Source organism: Arthrobacter ginkgonis, assembly GCF_039540195.1.
Taxonomy (GTDB): Bacteria; Actinomycetota; Actinomycetes; order Actinomycetales; family Micrococcaceae; genus Zafaria; species Zafaria ginkgonis.
The window spans coordinates 31,960-48,279 of sequence record NZ_BAABEO010000035.1 but is presented as its reverse complement, the minus strand read 5'-3'; the positions used below and the strand labels follow the sequence as shown (position 1 = coordinate 48,279).

The window sequence follows — 16,320 nt, the reverse complement described above, 5'->3', positions numbered from 1 at the left end:
CAGGTACCGGCGTGCGCCGGGCCGGTCAGGCGCGGCGCACGTCGGCGGGATGCGGATCAGCTGATTGGGGATCAGCCGTGTTGGATTCAGCTGGGCGGGAACTCGGCGGTGGCCCGCCCGGCTTGCCGTTCGTCAAAGGCAGGATCCGGTTCCTCAGTGTGGGGGACGAACCTGACCATCATTGCCTTGTAGCCGGGGGTGTTGGACTCGCGGGCGACCAGTTCGCGGTGGACCAGCGCGTTGGCCTCCGGGAAGTACGCAGCGGCGCAGCCGCGCGCGGTCGGGTAGGAGACCAGCCGGAAGCGGTTGGCGCGCCGTTCGGTGCCCTGGAAGGTGGAGATCACGTCCACCAGGTCGCGGTCCTGCAGGCCCAGTTCGGTCAGGTCCTCCGGGTGCACCAGGATCACGCGGCGGCCGTGGGAGATGCCGCGGTAGCGGTCGTCCAGGCCGTAGAACGTGGTGTTGTACTGGTCGTGGCTGCGCATCGTCTGCAGGACCAGGTGCCCCTCGGGCGCGCTGAGGTACTCCAGCGGGCTGACCGAGAACCGGGCGCGGCCGATGTCCGTGCCGAAGGTGCGGGTGTCCCGCGGCGGGTTGGGAAGCACGAACCCGTTCTTCTGGCGCACCCGGCGGTTGAAGTCCTCGAACCCGGGCAGCACGCGCGCGATGTGGTCGCGGACGACGTCGTAGTCCTCGGCCATCGCACGCCAGTCGACCGGGTGCTCCGGCCCGAAGACGGCCTCGGCCATCCGGGCCACGATCACCGGCTCGGCGAGCAGGTGCTCGGACACCGGCGCCAGGCGGCCCTGGGTGGTGTGGACCACCGACATCGAGTCCTCGACGGAGAGGAACTGCGGGCCGTCCGAGTGCTTGTCGTCCCGGTCGGTGCGCCCCAGCGTGGGAAGGATGAGGGAGGTCTGCCCGTGCACCACGTGCGAGCGGTTGGGCTTGGTGGAGATGTGCACGGTCAGGCCCACGCGCTCCATGCCGGCCTCCACTACCGCGGTGTCGGAGCACGCCAGGGAGAAGTTCCCGCCCATGGAGACGAAGACGTCCACGTCGTCGCGTTCGAAGGCCTCGACCGTTTCCACCGCGTCGTAGCCGTGGTGGCGCGGGGACTCGATGCCGAACTCGGCATCGATCGCGGCCAGCAGGTCCTCCGTCGGCTTTTCCCAGATGCCCATGGTGCGGTCGCCCTGGACGTTGGAGTGGCCGCGCACGGGGCAGGCGCCGGCGCCGGGCTTGCCGAAGTTGCCCTGCAGGAGCAGGACGTTGATGATCTCGCGCAGCGTGTCCACCGAGTGCGGCTGCTGGGTCACGCCCAGGGCCCAGCAGATGATGGTGGCCTTGGACTTCGCGAGCAGGCGCGCGATCGAGGCGATTTCCAGCCGCGAGAGCCCCGTCGCCTCCTCGGTCTGATCCCAGTCGATCTCGGCGCGGGCGGAGCGGTAGGCCTCGAAGCCTTCCGTCTGGGCCTCGACGAAGGCCCGGTCAACGATCGTGCCCGGAGCACGCTCCTCCTCCTGGAAGAGCAGGTGCCCAAAGGCCTGGAACAGGGCCAGGTCGCCGCCGACCTTGATCTGCAGGAACTCGTCGGCAATCTGGTCGCCGTGGCCCACCACGCCGTTCACCCTCTGCGGGTCCTTGAACGCCAGCAGGCCGGCCTCCGGCAACGGGTTCACCGCCACGACCTTCGCCCCGTGCTTGCGCGCCTCGGCCAGCGCCGAGAGCATCCGCGGGTGGTTGGTCCCGGGGTTCTGCCCGACGACGAAGATCAGTTCGGCGTGATCGAAGTCCTCCAGGGACACCGTGCCCTTGCCGATGCCGATGGTCGGGCGCATTGCCGAGCCCGAGGACTCGTGGCACATGTTGGAGCAGTCCGGCAGGTTGTTGGTGCCCAGCGAGCGCGCGAACAGCTGGTACATGAAGGCGGTCTCGTTGGCCGTGCGCCCGGAGGTGTAGAAGACGCAGCGGTCCGGGGTGGTGGCCCGCATGTGTTCGGCGATGGTCCCGAACGCATCGCTCCAGCTGATCCGCCGGTAGCGGTCCTCCCCCGGCCGCAGGATGACCGGTTCGGTGATCCGCCCCTGGTTGCCCAGCCAGTATTCGGTCTTGTTGCGCAGCACCTCGATGGGGTGCTCTTCCCACCATTCCGGGGTGACCGTGCGGGTGGTGCTCTCCTCGGCCAGGGCTTTGGCTCCGTTTTCGCAGAATTCCGCAGGTTTGCGGGCCCCGGTGATCGACTCGGGCCAGGCGCAGCCCGGGCAGTCCACGCCGCCGCGCTGGTTGACCCGCAGCATGGACCGCACCGTGCGGGAGACGCCCGCCTGCGCGATGCCGCGTTCCAGCGCCACCATCACCGCCTTCACGCCGGCCGCCGACGTCTTGGGCGTACCGACCCGGAGGTCCTCCTCGTTGATGTCCTCCACTGGTGCGAGGCGGTTCATGCGGTCTCCTGTTCGTGCTTCGGATGCGGACCGGCTGGATGCGGCCTGCCCGCGTGCGGACTGCTGGGATGTGTACTGCTGGGGTGTGGACCGCGTGGGTCCGGGCTGCCTGGGTGTCGGCCCGTCAGTTGCGGCCGGCGGCGCTGCCTTGGCTGCGGGCGGCCTGGCCGTGGATGGTGTGGCCAGGGGCGGTGCCCGCCTCCGGGGCCATGATCCGTTCGGGGTGGGAGTAGACATTCACGGTGCTGCCGCGGCTGAAGCCCGCAAGCGTCATTCCGGCGCGCTGGGCCAGCTCGACGGCGAGGGAGGAGGGCGCGCTGACCGCGGACAGCACGGGGATCCCGGCCAGCCAAGCCTTCTGGACCAGCTCGAAGGACGCCCGGCCGGACACCTGGAGCACGGTGTCGGCCAGCGGCAGCCGGCCCTCGCGCAGCGCCCAGCCGACCACCTTGTCCACGGCGTTGTGCCGGCCCACGTCCTCGCGCAGGCACAGCAGCTCCCCCTCCGTGCTGAACAGCCCGGCCGCGTGCACGCCGCCGGTCTTGCCGAACAGCGCCTGCCCCGAGCGCAGCGTCTCCGGCAGCTGCAGCAGCACCGGCAGTTCCACCCGTCCGCGCTCCGGGTCCAGGGCGAAGCGCGAGGTCTTCGCCACCGCGTCGATCGAGGCGGTCCCGCAGATCCCGCAGGAGCTGGTGGTGTACACGTGCCGGTCCAGCGACGGGTCCGGGGCCGCGGCGCCCGGTCCCAGCTGCGCCTCGACCACGTTGAACGTCTGCCGCCCGTCCTCGTCCTCGCCGGCGCAGAAGCGCAGGCTGAGCAGGTGCTCGGCGGCGGAGACCACGCCCTCGCCGACCAGGAATCCGCCGACCAGGTCGAAGTCGTCCCCCGGGGTGCGCATCGTGACGCTGAACGCGCGCCCGTCCAGCCGGATCTCCAGCGGCTCCTCCGCCGCCATGGTCTCCTCGCGCGTGCGCGGCGCATCGCCCAGGGAGAAGCGCACCACGCGCTGCCGTCGGGTCAGCCTGCCCATCGCCGCCTCCATCTCCGGTTCAGTTTCCGGTTAGGTCTTGCGGATCACCGTGCGAAGGCGCACCGCGGGCGCCGGGCCTGTCGTCTTGCGTGTGGGCCCGCCGCCCCGTGTGCGCCGTTGCGCAATGTGTCCTACATCTCGCTATACGAAGCTACCACGGCAGGGGAAGCCACCCGGCGTCCGCGCCCTGCCGCAGCCCCTCGGGCGGGATGACCAGCAGGGCATCGGCGGTGGCCAGCCCGCGCATCATGGCGCTGCCGACGTGTTCGGCCGGGGCCAGCGCGCGGTCCGCGCCGGCGCCGATCCAGCGCGCGGGCACCAGCCGGTGCCGTCCCGGCAAGGGCGGTGCGTCCGCTGCCGCGCGGCACGGCACGGGGTACGACGCCGGCCGTCCGGCGGCTGCCCGCAGCGCCGGTTCCAGCAGGGTCGCCACCGCCACCAGTGCGGCCAGCGGGTTCCCCGGCAGCGCCAGGAGCAGCCTCCCGTCGGGGAAACGGGCCAGCAGCGCGGGGTGTCCGGGGCGCATCGCGATGCCGTCGACGAGGAATTCGGCGCCGAGCCTGCGGGCGGCCGGGCGGACGTGGTCCGCCGGCGATGCGCCGGTCCCCCCGGTGGTGACCAGGATGCGGGCGCGGCGGGCGGCGGGCCCGTCCAGGGCCTCCAGCGTGGCCTCCATGCTGTCCCCGATCCGCGCGGTGGAGTCCACGGTGCCGCCGAGCCCGGCAACGCAGGCCGGCAGCACGGGGCCGAACGCGTCGCGCACCTGGCCGGGGGCGGGGATGCCGGAGGTGACGACCTCGTCGCCGGTGAACACCAGCCGGACCGGGACCGGTGCGGCGACCTGGACGGTGTCGGCGCCGGCGACCGCGGCCACCGCCACGGCCCCGGGGTTCAGGCGCGTGCCGCGGGGCAGCAGCAGGTCGCCCTCCGCGGCCTCGGTGCCGGCCGGGCGGATGTCGGTCCCCTCGGAAGGGGCGCAGCCTTCGGTGGCGGACAGCACGTCCGCGGACCCCTCGCTTCCGGACCCTCCTTCACCGGAGACGGCGCCGCGCTCGCGGCGCAGCACCGCCGTCGTGCCGTGGGGCAGGGCGCCGCCGGTGAGGATCGGCACCGCCTGCCCGGCCTCCAGCGGCGGGGGCTCCCCGTGGCCGGCGGGAGCGGCCGGCGGGAGCCTCCACGGGCCGGGGCCGGCCACGGCCCAGCCGTCCATCGCGGAGGAGGCGTAGTGCGGCAGCGCGTAGCGGGCCAGCAGGTCGGCGGCCAGCACGCGGCCCACCGCGGCCGGCAGCGGCACGGTTTCGGGGCCGGGCAGGTGCGCGGCCAGGCCGGCACCCGCCTCCTTGGCCGCCTCCCGGGCTGCGGGCCAGGACAGGTCATGCACGGGCAGGTCGTGCGCCGGCAACTCGCGTCCGGGGCCCGCGCCCGCCAGGCGGCCCGGTTCGGCCTGGTGCATCAGGCTCAATCGGTGGGTCCGGCGGCTTCGGCGCGGCGGCTCAACACCTCACGCACCACGCGGTCCGCGGCGCGCACGGACTCGGCTTCCGGAGCCTGTCCGCTTCCGGCCGCCAGGCCCGCGGCGAAGCCGGCGATGTAGGTGGTGAGGGGGGCCGCGGGGCGGACGATCTGGTGGGCCGCCACGCCGGCCAGGGACAGCACCGCGTCGATGTCGATGGGAGCGTCGGGGATCTCGAACGCCTCCAGCAGTTCCCTAACCCACGGTTCCAGTTCCGGCTGTTCCGCCACGTGTTCCTCCTGATGCGGTCCCGTCCGCGGGCCGCTCGTTCCGTTCCGGCCGGCCGATGCCGTGCCTCCCGGCGTCGGCCCACGTGTCGACGTCATTGAATTCGATGCCGTCCAGGGCCAGCCGGACTATGTGCACCTTAGCAAGCAGGAGCATCATGCTGGAGTGGGCCAACCCTCCGGAGCCGGCCTCGGCGGCCCCCACGGCGGCCCGCAGGGCGTCGGTGGCCACGGCGCAGCTGAGCGGCTGGAGGCGGCCGGTGGCGTCGACCGGCACCCAGGCCGAGCCGGCGTCGAACCCGCTCCGGGCGGCGGCCACGACCCCGGCGACGGCGGGTCCGGGATCCAGCAGGTCGGCGGCCAGGACAACGGTCAGCGGCGACTCGCCCCGCGCCTCCGGTTCCAGGTCGTCGGATTCGCCCGAGGCGTTGGCGGCCCCTGTGTCCTCGGCCAGCGCATGCAGCCCGGCGGCGACGGCCGCGGCCGGCCCGCCGAAGGCGGGGTGTTCCCGGGTGAGCAGGATCAGCTGCCGCGGGTCGGCCGCGGCCGCGAAGCGGGAGACGGCCGCGGAGAGCTCCGGAGGGCCGACCACCGCGATGCGGGTGGCCTCCGCAAGCGCCTCCAGGGAGTGCTCAAGCAGCGTCTTTCCGCGGTGGACCAGCAGCGGCTTGGGTTCCCCGCCCAGGCGGCTGCCGCGCCCGCCCGCAACGACGACGGCGTCGAAGTTCATGCGGCCCCGCTGCGCAGGAAGTCGGTCCAGGCCGGGGCGGGGCGCTCCAGTTCGGTGATGTACCACTGGGGCCCGTGCGGCCGGGTCGGGACGGTGCGCAGCGTCCAGCCCAGCTGGCGCAGGGTCTTGTTGCCCTTGGCGTTGTTGCAGGTGAGGCAGCAGGCCACCAGATTCTCCCATGTGTCTTGGCCCCCGGACGAGCGCGGCTGGATGTGGTCCACGGTGGAGGCGTGGCGCCCGCAGTACCCACAGCTGTGTCCGTCCCGGCGCAGCACCCCGCGCCGTGTGACGTTCGCCGCCTCGCGGTACGGGACCTTGATGTAGCGGTGCAGCAGGATCACTGACGGACGGCCCAGCACCTCGCGCGGGCCAACCACGGGCTCGCCCTCCTCGGCCAGCACGCTGGCCTTGCCGGTCAGTACCAGCAGCAGGGCGCGGCGGAAGGTGACGACCGCAAGCGGTTCGTATCCAGCATTCAGTACCAGGGTTCGCATCAGCGTTCCTCGTTGTCCTGACGGGCCGCGGGCCCTTTGGTGACGCATCGCTCGCGGCATCCAGCATGGGCTATCGAATCCTAGCCTAGTCCCCTCGGCGATTCGCGCCACCTGCCGGAGGGTTCCAGGACGCGCATCGGGGAATCTTCACCCGGATTTCGCCCGGATGTGGCGTTGTCCCCGGCCCCGGAAACGCAAGAAGGCAGGACCCGCCCAAAAGGGGGATCCTGCCTCAAGGCGGGTGGTGCTAGCCGCGCAGGGTGTAGTACCCGTACAGCGGGTTGCGGGTGACGTCGTGGATGATGGTGTCCACGGTCGGGTTCTGGGCGCCGACCATCTTGCCGCCGCCGAGGTAGATGCCGACGTGGCCTCCACCGTTCTGGAACACCAGGTCGCCCGGCTTCGGGCTGCTGGTGCGCACGAACTGGCCGGAGGCCAGCAGGGCGGAGGTGCCGCGGGCGACGTTGATGCCGTGCTGGGCGTAGACGTACTTCACGAAGCCGGAGCAGTCCCAGCCGGAGGTGCTGGCGCCGCCCCAGACGTAGGGAACGCCAACGTACTTGGCGGCGGTGGCCGCGATGCCGCCCAGCTTGGAGGTGTCCACGGAGGCGGAAACCTTGGCCGAGGCGACGGAGGTGGTGGCCCCCGCGCTGGTGCGGGTGGTCGGGGCCAGCGCGTTGCTGGAGGCGTTGCTGCTGGAAACGGTGTTCGCGACGGCGGCGACGACCGGGGCCGGAGCAGGCTTGGAGGTCAGCTCGGCACGCTCGATCGAAAACTTCTTGACCGCGTCCTTCGAAACGGCGACGGCCTTGACGGCGACGCGCTCGGCGTTCAGGCCCTCGGCCGGAACGGCGGAGGCCTCGCGGGTGGCGGTGGTGTTCTGGGCCGGAACGCCCAGGGTCAGCACCAGGCCGGAAGCGGCTGCGATGACGGCGGCCTGGCGGCCGACCGAGCCGGCGTTGGACGCAACGGCCTTGGAAATCGCTTCTAGCGGGTTGGTGCGGACGGGAGTCGCGCGGTGGCGACCCAGCACTTGGCTCTTGGACACGTTAGTTAGGCCTCTCCCAATGCCTGCGAGGTAAGCTGTCGGGTTCGAGTGGGAGTCACTCGGCATCCACCCGTTTCCGGGCCGGACACTTAACCCCAAGGATCCTTGCGGATCCAAAATGTGGGTCCCCCGCCACTGCCAAGCGATTCTGCGAACGGACCTCGGTCGGTGGCAGTGTTCGGCACTCCGCCCGAGGGTGTTGGATCCTTGCCGATCCAGCACACGGACAACGGTAACGGAAAATCACCCGAAAGTCACATTCTGGTCACGGAACGGTATTTCTCCGGTTACAGCCAGCCCGCGGGGTCCACCGCTTTGCCATTAATGAGCACTTCGAAGTGCAGGTGGCAGCCCGTGGAGTTGCCCGTGGTTCCGCTCAGCGAAACCACGTCGCCACGCTTCACTTTTGCGCCCACCGAAACTTTGAGACTGGTGTTGTGGTTGTAAGTGGTCTGCAACCCGTTGCCGTGGTCGATCACCACGCGGTTGCCGGAGTGCCCGGCCCAGCCGGCCTGGACGACCGTTCCGGCGGCCGCGGCCTTGACCTCGGTGCCGCATTCGACGCCGTAGTCCTGCCCGATGTGGGTCACGGTGCCGCTGCCGCCCCACGGGTCGGGACGGACGCCGAAGCGGGACGTGACCCGCACATCGGCGAGCGGCTGGGCCAAGACCCCCGCCGTCTCCACCTTGGTGACGTCGCCACCGGCCGCGGACATCAGCTCGGTGAGCTGCTGGTCCTTCGAGAACGTACTGGTCAGGGCGGTGCGCTCGACGGCATATCCGTCGGCGGCGGGAACTGTGACATCCGCCACGGCGGCGGAAGCCTTCGCCACCCGATCCTCGGCGGCGTCGCCGAGCGCGGGGTAGGCGGCGGCCAGCGCCAGGCCGGAGACGGCGGCCACGGCGGCGATCTTGTGGCTCAGGCCCAGCGTGTCGCGCTGGAACCGCTGCGGGAAGGCAATGACGTTGCCGGGCTCGCCGGGGGCCGGGCTGGCGGGCGCCTCGGCGGACTGGGCCGGGAGGTCCGCTTCCGGCAGCTGGGGCAGCTCAAGGGCCGGATCCGGCAGGGTCTCCGGATTCCGCACGCTGTAGCGCATGGAGGTGGAGAAGCGGCGGCCAACGTACCCGGCGGCGTCCGGGTCCATCGTGGGCACCGCGGGCCGGACCTCCGGCTGCGCGGCGCGGCGGGACTCGCCGCGCGGGCGCTGCGGAACGGCGGGAGCCGCTGCGTTGGGGGCCGCTGGCGCGGCGGGGGGAGCCGCGGGGGCGGCGCCGGGCCGCGCCGGAATCACCGCGGGGGCCGCTGGCACCATATTCCGGGCCGCTGGCGCTGCGTTCGGGACCGCTGGCGCGGGGACCGGACGCGCAGCGTCCAGCGGTCCGGCGGCACGGCGGCGGCCGGAAACCTTTTGTTCCGTCAAGTCGACAACCTCTCAGGCGCCGGCGAAGTTAGCTGTCGGATTCGGGTCTGAGATCAACCCGGCCGAGCCCGTAGACGGACCCGACTTCACCCCAAGGCTGCGGCGGGGAATACCGCGCACCGGAATTTGTGGATCCTCCGCCCCTGTCGTACATGCGTGAACGGATCCGGTCCGCCGACAGGGCTAGGCGTTCGAACTGGATGAAGGAAACGAGTCTCCTCCGCTATCTAAGATAGCGGCCGATTTGTAAAAGTAATAATTCCGTTATCAAGCAGCGCGTGACACGAAGACATGCACGCTGACCTCCGAGGGGAGCTCCAGCGCCCCCTCGATGCCGTCGACCCGGACCACCACGTAGTCTCCGGCGCGCTCCAGCGTGACCGTCGCGCCCGGGCGGATGCCGCCGTCGTCCAGCTGCGCCAGGAGTTCCGGGTCGACCTGGATCGTCTCGGCCAACCGGGCCACCACGACCGGTCCGGTGACGCCGCGGGCCAGCGCCTTGTCCAGGTTCTCCACGCCGGACGCGAAGCCGGAGACGGCGGGCCCGCCCAGGGCCTCGAGGCCGGGGATCGGGTTGCCGTACGGCGAGTCGGCGGGGCGGCCCAGCAGGTCGTACAGGCGCTGCTCGACGCGCTCGCTCATGACGTGCTCCCACCGGCAGGCCTCGTCGTGCACGTATTCCCAGTCGAGGCCGATCACGTCGGCCAGCAGGCGTTCGGCCAGGCGGTGCTTGCGCATCACCTCGGTGGCCAGCTGGCGCCCGGACGGGGTCAGCTCCAAATGGCGGTCCTCGGTCACCACCAAGAGTCCGTCGCGCTCCATCCGCGCAACGGTCTGGGACACGGTGGGGCCCGAATGGCCCAGGCGTTCGGCAATGCGCGCCCGCAGGGCGGTGATCTGCTCCTCCTCGAGTTCGAGGATGGTCCTCAGGTACATCTCGGTGGTATCGATCAGATCAGACACAGCTGGAACTCCTGTAGGGATCAATGGGAATCAAGGGGCGGCAACTGGTAAGCGGCCTCCCCTAACTGTAGTGCCCGTAATCAATTGCGGTGCGGTTCTGCGTTCGGCGGCATTTTGCGAGACGATAAGGGCTGGTGTGGGCCGTCCCCACGATCCGACGCGCCCCCACGTCACCGGAACATCCACGAGGAGCAGCATGAGCACCTTCCCGACCATTCCCACCGATCTCCTGCCCGCCGACGGACGCTTCGGCGCGGGCCCCTCGAAGGTCCGCAAGGAGCAGATCGATGCCCTCGTTGCCGCGGGCCCGACCCTGCTGGGCACCTCCCACCGCCAGGCGCCCGTGAAGAACCTGGTCAAGAGCGTCCAGGAAGGCCTGCTGGAGTTCTTCCGGGCCCCGGAGGGCTACGAGGTCGTGCTCGGCGTCGGCGGCTCCACCGCGTTCTGGGACATAGCCTCCTTCGGGCTGGTCGAGAACAAGGCCCAGCACCTCTCCTTCGGCGAGTTCGGCTCCAAGTTTGCCGCCGCCACCAACAAGGCCCCGTTCCTGGACGCCTCCTCCATCATCAAGGCCGAGCCGGGCACCCGCCCCGAGGCGGTCGCCGAGGCCGGCGTCGACGTCTACGCCTGGCCGCAGAACGAGACCTCCACGGGCGTCGCCGCCCCGGTCCAGCGCGTCGCGGGCGCCGACGAGGGTGCCCTGACGCTCGTTGACGCCACCTCCGCCGCCGGCGGCCTGGCCGTGGACGTGAGCGAATCCGACGTCTACTACTTCGCCCCGCAGAAGAACTTCGCGTCCGACGGCGGCCTGTGGCTGGCGCTGTTCTCCCCGGCCGCGCTGGAGCGCGCCGAGCGCATCGCCGCGACGGACCGCTGGATCCCGGACTTCCTGAACCTGAAGACCGCGATCGACAACTCCAAGCTGAACCAGACCTACAACACCCCGTCGCTGAGCACGCTGGTGACCCTCGACGCGCAGGTGCAGTGGCTGAACGGCAACGGCGGCCTGGACTGGGCCGCGGCCCGCACCGCCGACTCCGCCTCCCGCGTCTACGGCTGGGCCGAGGCCTCCCCCATCGCCACCCCGTACGTGGTGCGCGCCGAGGACCGCTCCAACGTCATCGCGACCATCGACCTCGACGAGTCCATCGACGCCACCGCCGTCGCCAAGGCGCTGCGCGCCAACGGCGTGGTGGACACCGAGCCCTACCGCAAGCTGGGCCGCAACCAGCTGCGCATCGCGACCTTCGTCGCCATCGAGCCGGACGACGTCAGCGCGCTCACCCGCTGCATCGACTACGTCATCGAGAACCTCTAGCCGGTCCCGACCGGCAAAAGGGGCTGGGCCCCGACTCCGCGGAGTCGGGGCCCAGCCCCTTTTGCCAGGACGCCCGGTCAGGCGTCCGCCTCGGCGAGGTCGCCTTCGGTTCGGCCCTCTTCGTCGCGATCCTCTTCGGCAAGGTCCGTCTCGACGGAGGGCCCGCCGTCGGATTCATCCTCTTCGGATTCCGCGTCGTGCCCGTACTCGGCATCGTGCTCGGCCTGCAGTTCAGCCTGCTCGGCGGCCTGCTGTTCGGCCAGCTCCTCGGGCTTCACGCGGTCGGCCCACGGAACCCACTCGGGGGCGAGCAGCGCGCCCGCTCCCGGCAGGATGCCGACCTCGCACACCGAGGCGTCCTTGCCGCGCGGGATGCGGGACAGCGTGGCGTACCACTCCCAGCCGGCGTAGCCGACCACGTTTGCCGTGAAACGGTGGGTGACCAGACGGTCGTCGTCAGCAAACGCGCCGGCGTGGTCGCCGACGGCCTCGGCCGGGGCGACCTCCAGCACCGCGGCGCGGGCGGCGTCGACCGCCGCGGCGAGCATCGCGTCCAGCTTGGGTTTCCGGGCCATGGTCAGGCTTCCAGATCGTCCGCTACGCGGCGCAGCGCCGCGGCGATGCGCGCACCCTGTGCCTTCTCCGGGTAGCGGCCCTTGCGCAGCCCGGCGGAGATTCCCTCAAGAACCGTGGCCAGGTCCTGGATGATCACCGCGTTCTCCTCCGCCGGGGTGCGCTTGGCGCGGGCCAGGGACGGAGCCGCCTCGACGATGCGGGCGTTGAGGGCCTGTGCACCCTTGCGGCCTTCGGCAATGCCGAACTCCATGCGGGTGCCGGCCCGGACCTCGGTCACGCCCTTGGGCAGCACGGATCCGGGCAGGTAGACCTGCTGCCCGTCGTCGGTGACCACAAAACCGAACCCCTTGCCGGAGTCGAAAAACTTGACCTTGCCCAATGGCACTTCGATTACCTCGCTCTAACGTCGCTGCGGCGCGGGAGGAATCCCCCTGCCGGCCGGGTTCCCGGCGCTCCGAAGCCGTCCGCGCGTCGGTCGGCCGGACGCGGACGCCGGGGAAGTCTGTTCCTCTAGGGTACGACATGGCCTTGCCGCGCAGGACTTTGGTGCGGTGCGCGTCCGCTGTTAGTTTTAGAGGCGTGAATTCGCCCAAGGAATCAAGCTCGCTGCGCCGGATCGTCCTGGTTTCCACCGCCGCGGTGGCCCTCGCGTCCCTGCTCAGCCTCGCGGCGATCCTGGCGTTCTACGTCGCCGGCGCGACCCCCTGGACCGGACTGTTCGCCGTCGGCCTGTGGGGCCTTCCCCTCGCCTTCATCCTGCTGTTCGTCCTGCTGGCGATGTCCTGGCGGGAGCGCCGCCGCGCCTGACCCGGCCGCCCCAGCCCACTCACGAAACGTCCAGCTAATTCACAGCGTACGGTCGCACACTGGACAGATGAATCCCAAAGTTCCGGAAGCCAAGCTCTTGGTCGTCGACGACGAACCGAACATCCGCGAGCTGCTGTCCACCTCCCTGCGCTTCGCCGGGTTCGAGGTGGTCGCGGCCGCCAACGGGCGCGAGGCCCTCGCGGCCGCCGAAACCGAACAGCCCGACCTCGCGGTGCTCGACGTTATGCTGCCGGACATGGACGGATTCACCGTGACCAGGCGCCTCCGGGCAGCCGGCCGGCACTTTCCGGTCCTCTTCCTGACCGCCCGCGACGACACCGAGGACAAGGTCACCGGCCTGACCGTCGGCGGCGACGACTACGTGACCAAGCCCTTCAGCCTCGACGAGGTCGTGGCGCGGATCCGCGCCGTACTGCGCCGCACCCAGCCGGCGGGCGAGAACGACGCCGTGATTCGCGTCGACGACCTGGAACTCGACGACGACGCCCACGAGGTCCGCCGCGCCGGCGAGGTGGTGGACCTGTCCCCCACCGAGTTCAAGCTGCTGCGCTACCTGATGATGAACCCCAACCGGGTCCTCTCCAAGGCGCAGATCCTCGACCACGTGTGGGAGTACGACTTCAACGGGGACGCGTCCATCGTGGAGTCCTACATCTCCTACCTGCGCCGCAAGATCGACTCGCGCGAGGACTGGCCCGCCATGATCCAAACCAAGCGCGGGGTGGGCTACCTGCTGCGTTCCGCGGACCGCCGCTAGGAGGCCGCCTCGGTGCACCGACTGGCCCGGCTCCTCCGACAGGTCTCGCTGCGCTCGAAGCTGGTGGCCCTCATGGGACTGCTGATGGTCTGCGCCATCGTGGCCACCGCCATCGGCACCTCCCAGTCGCTGAGGCTGACGCTGGTCGCCCAGACCGACGCCGACCTTGCGGGCAACAGCGGGGCCCTGGCGGACATCATGTACACCGAATACTCCAACGCGGGCACCTCCGGCGGCCTGTCCAACATCGACCTGCTGCGCTTCCACGGAACGCTGCGCGATGCCGACGGCAACAACCTGTACGTGCTGCCCAGCACCTCCGGGCCCGATGCCCCGGTCCTGCCCCAGCCGACCCTTGACGAGGTTCGGGACGAGAACGGGCGGGCCTTCGACGTCCCCGGGACGCAGCTGGGCTCCAGCGGGTGGCGGGTGCGCATGGTGGCGCTGAAGAACGGCACCGGCTACATCACCATTGCCCTGCCCCTGAAGGCGGTGAACGCGATCACCGCGCGGGCCGCGGCGCTGATCATGTCCACCGGCATGCTGGCGACCCTGGTGATGTCCATGGTCGCCTACGGCATCACCAGCCGCGCGTTGCGCCCGCTGCAGCGGGTGGAGCGGACCGCCGCGGCCATCGCCGCCGGGGACCTGTCCCGACGCGTCGAAGAGTACCCGGCGGAGACGGAGGTGGGCCGGCTGTCCAGGTCGCTGAACGCGATGCTCGCGCACATCGAGCACGCCTTCCGGGCCCGGGCCGCCTCGGAACGGAAGATGCGGCGGTTCGTCCAGGACGCCTCCCACGAACTGCGCACCCCGCTGGTAACGATCCAGGGGTATTCGGAGCTGTACCGGCACGGCGGCCTGGCCGAACCGGAGCAGGTAGCCACCGCCATGGGCCGCATCGAGGGCGAGGCCAAGCGGATGGGGCAGCTGGTGGAGGACCTGCTGACGCTGGCCCGGCTGGACGAGCAGCGGCCGCTGGACCGGCGGCCGCAGGACCTGATGCTGCTGGCCATGGACGCCGTCGGCGATGCCCGCGTGAACGCGCCCGAGCGCAAGGTGCGGCTGGTGGGGCTCGACGACGGCCCGCCGCGGAACGCGCCGACCAGCGGCGACGAGGCCAGGTTGCGGCAGGTGATCTCCAACCTGATGACCAACGCGCTGCGCTACACCCCCGCCGGGAGTCCGATCGAGATCGCGGTCGGCGTGCTGCCCACCATCGACGGGCAGTCCGATGCGGTGCTGGAGGTGCGTGACCACGGCCCAGGCATCTCCGAGGACGACGCCGCCCGCGTGTTCGAGCGCTTCTACCGGGCGGACAGCTCGCGGCAGCGCGAAACCGGCGGCACCGGACTGGGCTTGGCGATCGTTGCGGCCATCGCCGCCCAGCACGAGGGATCCGTGCGCCTCACCGAGACCCCCGGCGGAGGCGCGACGATGGCGGTCCACCTGCCGATGGTTCCGTTCGACCCGCCCTCCCCCGAACAGGTCGAAGACTAGCCTCCCCCCGGGTTGTCCACAGCCGCCGCGGCCGCCGGCCCCGCGGCCCGGTTCGCGCCTAGGCTCGGGTCCACGGCGCCTCCCGGTGCCGCGCGGCCGCGGTCCGGCCGTCCTAGGACCCACGACCCACCCGAGGGGACGCCATGAGCACCTTCAGCACCAACACCGTCGAGATGCGCAACAAGGGCCTCGCCGTGCAGGGCACCATCGAACGCCTGCGGGCGGAGGTGAACGCCATGCAATCCGGCCTGCGCGAGCTGGAAGCCACGTGGCAGGGGGCCGCGGCCGGCAGCTTCCAGGCCGTCGTCGCCGACTGGCGGGCCACACAGCTTCGCGTCGAGGAGACGCTGGCGGCCATCAACACGGCCCTGGCCCGCGCCACCCAGCACTACGAGGACGCCGAACAGGCCAACACCGCGATGTTTACATACTGAGCGGGTCCACCCACTGAGCAGGTCCTTCCCGGGGCCCGCCGCCCGAGCCCGATGCCCGGTGGCGGGGCTACGCTGGCGGCGTGGCAATTCTCATCGATCCCCCGTTCTGGCCGGCCCACGGAACGGTGTTCTCGCACCTGGTCTCCGACACCTCGCTGGAGGAACTGCACGCGTTCGCCCGGGCCGCGGACCTGCCCGAGCGGGCGTTCGACCGGGACCACTACGACGTGCCGGAGCGCCGCTACGCGGACCTCGTCGCCCGCGGGGCGCTCCCCGTGCAGGCCACCGAGCTGGTGCGCCGGCTGCTGCGCAGCGGCTTGCGGGTTCCGGCCCGGCAGCGTCCGGAGAAGCTGGACGGGATCCTCGCCGCCGCCTGGGAAAGGCTCGCCCCCGGGCAGGGCCGGATCGGCGCGGAGCTGATCGAACGCTGGTCGGAGCCCCACCGCCACTACCACGACCGCACCCACCTGCTCGCCGTCATCCGGGCCCTGGACCTGCTGGCCGGCCGGCACGGCGAAGACCCCGGGGACGAGCCCAGGGTTCCGTGGCTGGCGGCGTGGTTCCACGATGCCGTCTACCGGGGCGAGGCCGGCCGGGACGAGGAGGAGTCGGCCGGGCTGGCCGCCCGGTTGCTGTCCGCCGCGCGGTTCCGCACCCCGGAGATCGACGGAACCGTCCGGCTGGTGCTGCTGACGGCGGGGCATGCCCCCGGTCCCGATGACCCTGCGGGGCTGCTCCTCTGCGACGCGGACCTGGAGGTGCTGGGTCGCTCCCCCGCCGACTATCTGCGCTACACGCAGGCCGTGCGCCGCGACTACGCCCACGTGCCCGGCCCGGCCTTCGCCGCGGGACGGGCCGGGGTGCTGCGGGCGCTGCTGGCCCTGGACCCGCTCTACGGGACGGCCACCGCCCGGCGGCTGTGGCAGGACAGGGCCCGGGAAAACCTCGCCCGCGAGCTGGAGTCGCTGGGCGGGAGGTAGCTCCCGCGAAACGCGCAATCTGCTGAAACACGCAAGGCCGCGGCCCCGCAAAGG

General features: G+C 71.3%; 17 protein-coding genes and 2 riboswitches. Of the genes, 6 read left to right on the top strand and 11 right to left on the bottom strand.

All coding sequences use genetic code 11. From position 1 onward, the window contains the following. Positions 1–86: 86 nt before the first annotated feature. From ABD912_RS22520 to ABD912_RS22480, 9 genes are all read right to left on the bottom strand, one after another. On the bottom strand, positions 87–2,447 hold the full coding sequence (locus ABD912_RS22520) for an FdhF/YdeP family oxidoreductase (protein ID WP_345154561.1): 2,361 nt from the start codon (positions 2,445–2,447) through the stop codon (positions 87–89). Positions 2,448–2,571: 124 nt separating this feature from the next. After that, entirely contained in the window at positions 2,572–3,477 is a 906-nt protein-coding gene (fdhD, locus tag ABD912_RS22515) for a formate dehydrogenase accessory sulfurtransferase FdhD (protein WP_345154559.1), read from the bottom strand. Between the two features lie 151 nt (positions 3,478–3,628). After that, positions 3,629–4,930, bottom strand: a complete 1,302-nt coding sequence (locus ABD912_RS22510) for a molybdopterin molybdotransferase MoeA (RefSeq protein ID WP_345154558.1) — start codon at positions 4,928–4,930, stop codon at positions 3,629–3,631. Positions 4,931–4,935: 5 nt separating this feature from the next. Further along, on the bottom strand, positions 4,936–5,220 hold the full coding sequence (locus ABD912_RS22505; RefSeq protein WP_345154557.1) for a DUF6457 domain-containing protein: 285 nt from the start codon (positions 5,218–5,220) through the stop codon (positions 4,936–4,938). Further along, complete coding sequence (gene mobA / locus ABD912_RS22500) at positions 5,186–5,947, bottom strand: molybdenum cofactor guanylyltransferase (protein WP_345154555.1); 762 nt, start codon at positions 5,945–5,947, stop codon at positions 5,186–5,188. Before mobA ends, ABD912_RS22505 begins: the two co-directional genes overlap by 35 nt. Then, positions 5,944–6,441, bottom strand: a complete 498-nt coding sequence (locus ABD912_RS22495) for an HNH endonuclease (protein ID WP_345154553.1) — start codon at positions 6,439–6,441, stop codon at positions 5,944–5,946. The genes mobA and ABD912_RS22495 overlap by 4 nt, the downstream gene beginning before the upstream one ends. 247 nt (positions 6,442–6,688) lie before the next feature. Beyond that, positions 6,689–7,489: a C40 family peptidase gene (locus ABD912_RS22490; RefSeq protein WP_345154550.1), complete on the bottom strand. Its 801-nt coding sequence runs from the start codon at positions 7,487–7,489 to the stop codon at positions 6,689–6,691. 6 nt (positions 7,490–7,495) lie between these two features. Then, positions 7,496–7,644: riboswitch (cyclic di-AMP (ydaO/yuaA leader) on the bottom strand. 132 nt (positions 7,645–7,776) lie between these two features. Next, positions 7,777–8,799, bottom strand: coding sequence for a M23 family metallopeptidase (locus ABD912_RS22485; RefSeq protein WP_345154548.1), 1,023 nt, complete (start codon positions 8,797–8,799; stop codon positions 7,777–7,779). Positions 8,800–8,919: 120 nt separating this feature from the next. Next, a riboswitch (cyclic di-AMP (ydaO/yuaA leader) is annotated at positions 8,920–9,100 on the bottom strand. Between the two features lie 77 nt (positions 9,101–9,177). Further along, on the bottom strand, positions 9,178–9,873 hold the full coding sequence (locus ABD912_RS22480; protein ID WP_345154546.1) for a metal-dependent transcriptional regulator: 696 nt from the start codon (positions 9,871–9,873) through the stop codon (positions 9,178–9,180). Positions 9,874–10,069: 196 nt separating this feature from the next. On the opposite strand from ABD912_RS22480, the gene serC reads away from it, so the two are divergent. Continuing rightward, on the top strand, positions 10,070–11,191 hold the full coding sequence (serC, locus tag ABD912_RS22475; protein ID WP_345154544.1) for a phosphoserine transaminase: 1,122 nt from the start codon (positions 10,070–10,072) through the stop codon (positions 11,189–11,191). A gap of 77 nt (positions 11,192–11,268) precedes the next feature. On the opposite strand, the gene ABD912_RS22470 is transcribed toward serC, so the two are convergent. Both ABD912_RS22470 and ABD912_RS22465 read right to left on the bottom strand, forming a co-directional pair. Next, positions 11,269–11,766, bottom strand: a complete 498-nt coding sequence (locus ABD912_RS22470) for a DUF3027 domain-containing protein (RefSeq protein ID WP_345154543.1) — start codon at positions 11,764–11,766, stop codon at positions 11,269–11,271. A 2-nt stretch (positions 11,767–11,768) separates the two neighbouring features. Next, positions 11,769–12,152 (bottom strand): cold-shock protein, encoded by a 384-nt coding sequence (locus ABD912_RS22465; protein WP_345154541.1) that lies wholly within the window; start codon positions 12,150–12,152, stop codon positions 11,769–11,771. Positions 12,153–12,346: 194 nt separating this feature from the next. On the opposite strand from ABD912_RS22465, the gene ABD912_RS22460 reads away from it, so the two are divergent. The 5 genes from ABD912_RS22460 to ABD912_RS22440 all read left to right on the top strand — a co-directional run bounded on the left by ABD912_RS22460 (position 12,347) and on the right by ABD912_RS22440 (position 16,266). Next, positions 12,347–12,574 carry a hypothetical protein gene (locus ABD912_RS22460; RefSeq protein ID WP_345154539.1) on the top strand — a complete coding sequence of 76 codons (228 nt, stop codon included), beginning with the start codon at positions 12,347–12,349 and terminating at the stop codon, positions 12,572–12,574. A gap of 67 nt (positions 12,575–12,641) precedes the next feature. Next, entirely contained in the window at positions 12,642–13,352 is a 711-nt protein-coding gene (locus tag ABD912_RS22455) for a response regulator transcription factor (protein ID WP_345154537.1), read from the top strand. Between the two features lie 12 nt (positions 13,353–13,364). Continuing rightward, entirely contained in the window at positions 13,365–14,852 is a 1,488-nt protein-coding gene (locus ABD912_RS22450) for a sensor histidine kinase (RefSeq protein ID WP_345154535.1), read from the top strand. 143 nt (positions 14,853–14,995) lie between these two features. Next, positions 14,996–15,286, top strand: coding sequence for a WXG100 family type VII secretion target (locus ABD912_RS22445; protein ID WP_345154532.1), 291 nt, complete (start codon positions 14,996–14,998; stop codon positions 15,284–15,286). A gap of 80 nt (positions 15,287–15,366) precedes the next feature. Next, entirely contained in the window at positions 15,367–16,266 is a 900-nt protein-coding gene (locus ABD912_RS22440) for a DUF4031 domain-containing protein (RefSeq protein ID WP_345154530.1), read from the top strand. Positions 16,267–16,320 lie beyond the last annotated feature (54 nt).

What these genes read in the sequence shown, in the direction of transcription:
- ABD912_RS22455 (WP_345154537.1), top strand. Translation starts at nt 12,642, where the DNA reads ATGAATCCCAAAGTTCCGGAAGCCAAGCTCTTGGTCGTCGACGACGAA.
- ABD912_RS22510 (WP_345154558.1), bottom strand. Translation starts at nt 4,930, where the DNA reads ATGCACCAGGCCGAACCGGGCCGCCTGGCGGGCGCGGGCCCCGGACGC.
- fdhD (WP_345154559.1), bottom strand. Translation starts at nt 3,477, where the DNA reads ATGGGCAGGCTGACCCGACGGCAGCGCGTGGTGCGCTTCTCCCTGGGC.
- serC (WP_345154544.1), top strand. Translation starts at nt 10,070, where the DNA reads ATGAGCACCTTCCCGACCATTCCCACCGATCTCCTGCCCGCCGACGGA.
- mobA (WP_345154555.1), bottom strand. Translation starts at nt 5,947, where the DNA reads ATGAACTTCGACGCCGTCGTCGTTGCGGGCGGGCGCGGCAGCCGCCTG.
- ABD912_RS22445 (WP_345154532.1), top strand. Translation starts at nt 14,996, where the DNA reads ATGAGCACCTTCAGCACCAACACCGTCGAGATGCGCAACAAGGGCCTC.
- ABD912_RS22470 (WP_345154543.1), bottom strand. Translation starts at nt 11,766, where the DNA reads ATGGCCCGGAAACCCAAGCTGGACGCGATGCTCGCCGCGGCGGTCGAC.
- ABD912_RS22495 (WP_345154553.1), bottom strand. Translation starts at nt 6,441, where the DNA reads ATGCGAACCCTGGTACTGAATGCTGGATACGAACCGCTTGCGGTCGTC.
- ABD912_RS22520 (WP_345154561.1), bottom strand. Translation starts at nt 2,447, where the DNA reads ATGAACCGCCTCGCACCAGTGGAGGACATCAACGAGGAGGACCTCCGG.